This window comes from Oerskovia sp. NPDC056781, assembly GCF_042789955.1.
Taxonomy (GTDB): Bacteria; Actinomycetota; Actinomycetes; order Actinomycetales; family Cellulomonadaceae; genus Oerskovia; species Oerskovia rustica.
Window position 1 is genome coordinate 1 of the sequence record NZ_JBHUAD010000328.1, and the last position, 3,320, is coordinate 3,320.

The window sequence follows — 3,320 nt, forward strand, 5'->3', positions numbered from 1 at the left end:
GTTCGGGTCGTCTCCGATGGCCTGCGACGACCCGAACTGCACACTCGACGGAGGCCGGGACGAACTCAGCCCTCGAACTCCTCCGGGTCCGGCCCGATGCGCCCGTCGGCGCGATCGAGGCCGTCGATCGCCGCGACCTGCTCCGCCGACAGCTCGAAGCCCAGCACGTCGAGGTTCGACGCGATGCGCGCGGGAGTCACGGACTTGGGGATCGCGACGGTCCCGGCCTGGAGGTGCCAGCGGAGCACGACCTGAGCAGGCGTCACGCCGTGCGCGTCGGCGATCCCACCCAGGACCGGGCTGCCCAGCACCGTGCCCTGGCCCAGCGGGCTCCACGCCTCGGTCACGATCCCGAGCTCGCGGTGGTGAGCCCGCAGCGCCCGCTGCGAGAACGCCGGGTGCAGCTCGACCTGGTTCACGGCCGGTGTCACGCCCGTGGCCGCGACGACCGCGTCGAGGTGCTCGGCCGTGAAGTTCGAGACGCCGATCTCCCGGACGAGCCCGGCGTCGCGCAGCGCGACGAGCTCCTCCCAGGCTTCGACGAAGCGGCCGGCCCCGGGCACGGGCCAGTGGATCAGGTACAGGTCGAGGCGGTCGAGGCCGAGCCGCTCGAGGCTCTGCTCGAACGCGGGACGCACGGCCTCGCGCGCCATCGCGTCGATCCACAGCTTGCTCGTCACGAACACCTCGTCGCGCGGCAGGCCCGACGCGGCGATGCCCGCGCCGACCCCCTTCTCGTTGCCGTAGACGGCGGCCGTGTCGATGCTGCGGTAGCCCGCGTCCAGGGCGAGCGAGACGGCCTGGGCGGTCTCGCCGTCGGGCACCTGGAAGACGCCGAAGCCGAGCTGCGGGATGCTCGCCCCGCCGCGCAGGGCGACCGCGGGGACGGTGGTGGTGCTGGTCATGTTCTCTCCTGAGGGTGGTGGGTGGGTCAGTGGGCTGCGACGGGCACGGGCACCTCGGCAGGCGTGCGGGCGGACCGACGCTCCTGGAGCGTCGCGACGCCGAGCGCCACGACCGCGAGCAGCGTCAGTGCGGCGCCCGCCCACAGGGGCGAGGTGAAGCCGAGCCCGGCCGCGATGGTCAGGCCGCCGATCCACGCGCCGAGCGCGTTGCCCACGTTGAACGCGGCGATGTTGGCACCTGACGCCATGGTCGGGGCGGCCTGGGCGTGGCCCATGATGCGCATCTGGAGGCCGGGCACGGTCGCGAACCCGAAGGCCCCCATGAGGAACAGCGAGACCAGGGTCATGACCTGGCTTGTCGCGGTGAGCGCGAAGACCGCGAGGACCACGGTCAGCGCGCCGAGGAGCACGAGCAGGCTCGCGGTCAGGCGCCGGTCCGCGGCCTTGCCGCCCAGGTAGTTGCCGACGAACAGCCCCACGCCGAACAGCACGAGCAGCCACGGCACGCTCGTGGTCGCGAACGAGCCGACCTCGGTGACCGTGAAGGCGATGTAGGTGAACGCGCCGAACATGCCGCCGAACCCGAGCACGGTCACGAGGATCGACCACCAGACCTGCGGGTTGCGGAAGGCCGCGAGCTCGGTCCGCAGGGACGGCGTGCCCGACGCCGCCGCTCCCGCCGGGCGGGCGGGGTCGCCGACCGTGAGGGGCGTCGAGGCGGGGTCGGCCGCCGCAGCGCCGTGCGCGCCGGACGCCCGGCGCGTGGACGGCACGAGCGCCACGATCCCGACGAGCGCGACGACGCCGATGACCGTGATGGCCCAGAACGTCGAGCGCCAGCCGTACTGCTGACCGAGGAACGTGCCGAACGGTACGCCCAGGACGTTGGCGGTCGTGAGGCCCGCGAACATCGTCGCGATGGCGCCCGCACGCTTGGCCGGGGCGACCATGTCGGCTGCGACGACCGCGCCGATCCCGAAGAACGCACCGTGGCACAGGGCCGCGAGGATGCGCCCGCCGAGGAGCAGCTCGTAGGTGGGGGCGAGGGCCGAGAGCAGGTTCCCGGCGATGAAGAGGATCATGAGGCTGCCGAGGACCGTCTTGCGATCGAGGCGGATCACGGCGGCCGTGAGGCCGATCGCTCCGACCGCGACCGCGAGCGCGTAGCCCGAGATGAGGTAGCCGGCGACGGCCTCGGTCACACCGAACTCTCCTGCGACCTCCGGCAGGAGACCCATGATGACGAACTCGGTGAGCCCGATCCCGAAGCCCCCGACGGCGAGGGCGAGAAGACCCAGCGGCATGCGCTGCTCCTTGTCTGTGTCTGGCACCTCGCGTAGCAGCGTGTGTGCAACAACCGGCGCGTGCAGTAGTTGCAGGCGCCTTATAAATAGTTGCACGCGCTGGTAGTTCACACAAGCGGTATAGTTGAGAGCGACGTCACGACAGGCACAGGAGGCACGCATGGGCATCGGGGACGACGCCGTCGAGATCCGCTCGCAGGGCTGGCGCACGCTCGCCGCGCTGCACGGCATCCTCGATGCCGCGCTCGAACGCGCGCTCCAGGCCGACCACGGCCTCTCGGTCGTCGAGTACACCGTGCTCGACGCGCTCTCGCGCCAGGACGGCTGGCACATGCGCATGCAGCAGCTCGCACGCGCCGCGGCCCTGAGCAGCAGCGCCACGACCCGCCTCGTCAACCGCCTCGAGGACCGCGGCCTCCTCACGCGCATCCTGTGCCAGGACGACCGCCGCGGCATCTACACCGAGCTCACTCCGCAGGGCGAGCAGCTCCTGCGCCAGGCCCGGCCCACGCACGACGCGGCTCTCGAGCAGGCGCTCACCGAGGCCTGCCAGGTCGAGGAGCTCGCTCCCCTCGTCGCGGCGCTGCACGAGCTGCCCGCCGACCCGTCGGCGAGCGCGTCGCCCGTCGGCGCGACTGCCTGAGGCCCACTGCCCTCGACCCTTTGCCCTCGACGCCCTCGGCCTTCGGCGGGGGGCGCGGCCTGGTCGCCGAGTGTGCAGTTCGGGTGGTCCCGGGCGCTCGCAGACGACCCGAACTGCACACTCGGCGCGACGGCGCGGTCCCCCAAGAGAGCCGGCTGACAACCCCTGCCGAATCTGGGACCCTCGTCCCATGGGGGACCCCGCGACGACGCCTGCACCGCACGACAGTGACCACCGCGAGCCTGTCGCGGCGACGGTCGGGGCCTCGGCCGCCGCCCCCGCCCACGGCTCCGCCGAGCCCGGCACGCACTCCTCTCCCGCCCTCCCTCCGGGCCGTGCCCCCTCCCTCCCGCCGGGGGGGGGGGGGGGCGCCGGGGGCGCGCCGCCCGCCGCGCGCGTCCGCGCGGGGGGGGGCCCGCCCGGGCGGCGCCGCCGCCCCCCCCCGCGACCCAGCAGCAGACGACCGCG

General features: G+C 73.5%; 3 protein-coding genes. 1 reads left to right on the forward strand and 2 read right to left on the reverse strand.

From position 1 onward, the window contains the following. Positions 1–65 precede the first annotated feature (65 nt). Positions 66–905: an aldo/keto reductase gene (locus ACFRCR_RS17855; RefSeq protein ID WP_377679445.1), complete on the reverse strand. Its 840-nt coding sequence runs from the start codon at positions 903–905 to the stop codon at positions 66–68. Positions 906–931: 26 nt separating this feature from the next. Beyond that, complete coding sequence (locus ACFRCR_RS17860) at positions 932–2,209, reverse strand: MFS transporter (protein WP_377679447.1); 1,278 nt, start codon at positions 2,207–2,209, stop codon at positions 932–934. Between the two features lie 160 nt (positions 2,210–2,369). Here ACFRCR_RS17860 and ACFRCR_RS17865 point away from each other — a divergent pair, with 160 nt between their 5' ends. Continuing rightward, positions 2,370–2,852: a MarR family winged helix-turn-helix transcriptional regulator gene (locus ACFRCR_RS17865; protein ID WP_377679448.1), complete on the forward strand. Its 483-nt coding sequence runs from the start codon at positions 2,370–2,372 to the stop codon at positions 2,850–2,852. Positions 2,853–3,320: the final 468 nt, after the last annotated feature.

Coding starts and splice junctions, on each gene's coding strand:
- ACFRCR_RS17855 (WP_377679445.1), bottom strand. CDS start 905: ATGACCAGCACCACCACCGTCCCCGCGGTCGCCCTGCGCGGCGGGGCG.
- ACFRCR_RS17860 (WP_377679447.1), bottom strand. CDS start 2,209: ATGCCGCTGGGTCTTCTCGCCCTCGCCGTCGGGGGCTTCGGGATCGGG.
- ACFRCR_RS17865 (WP_377679448.1), top strand. CDS start 2,370: ATGGGCATCGGGGACGACGCCGTCGAGATCCGCTCGCAGGGCTGGCGC.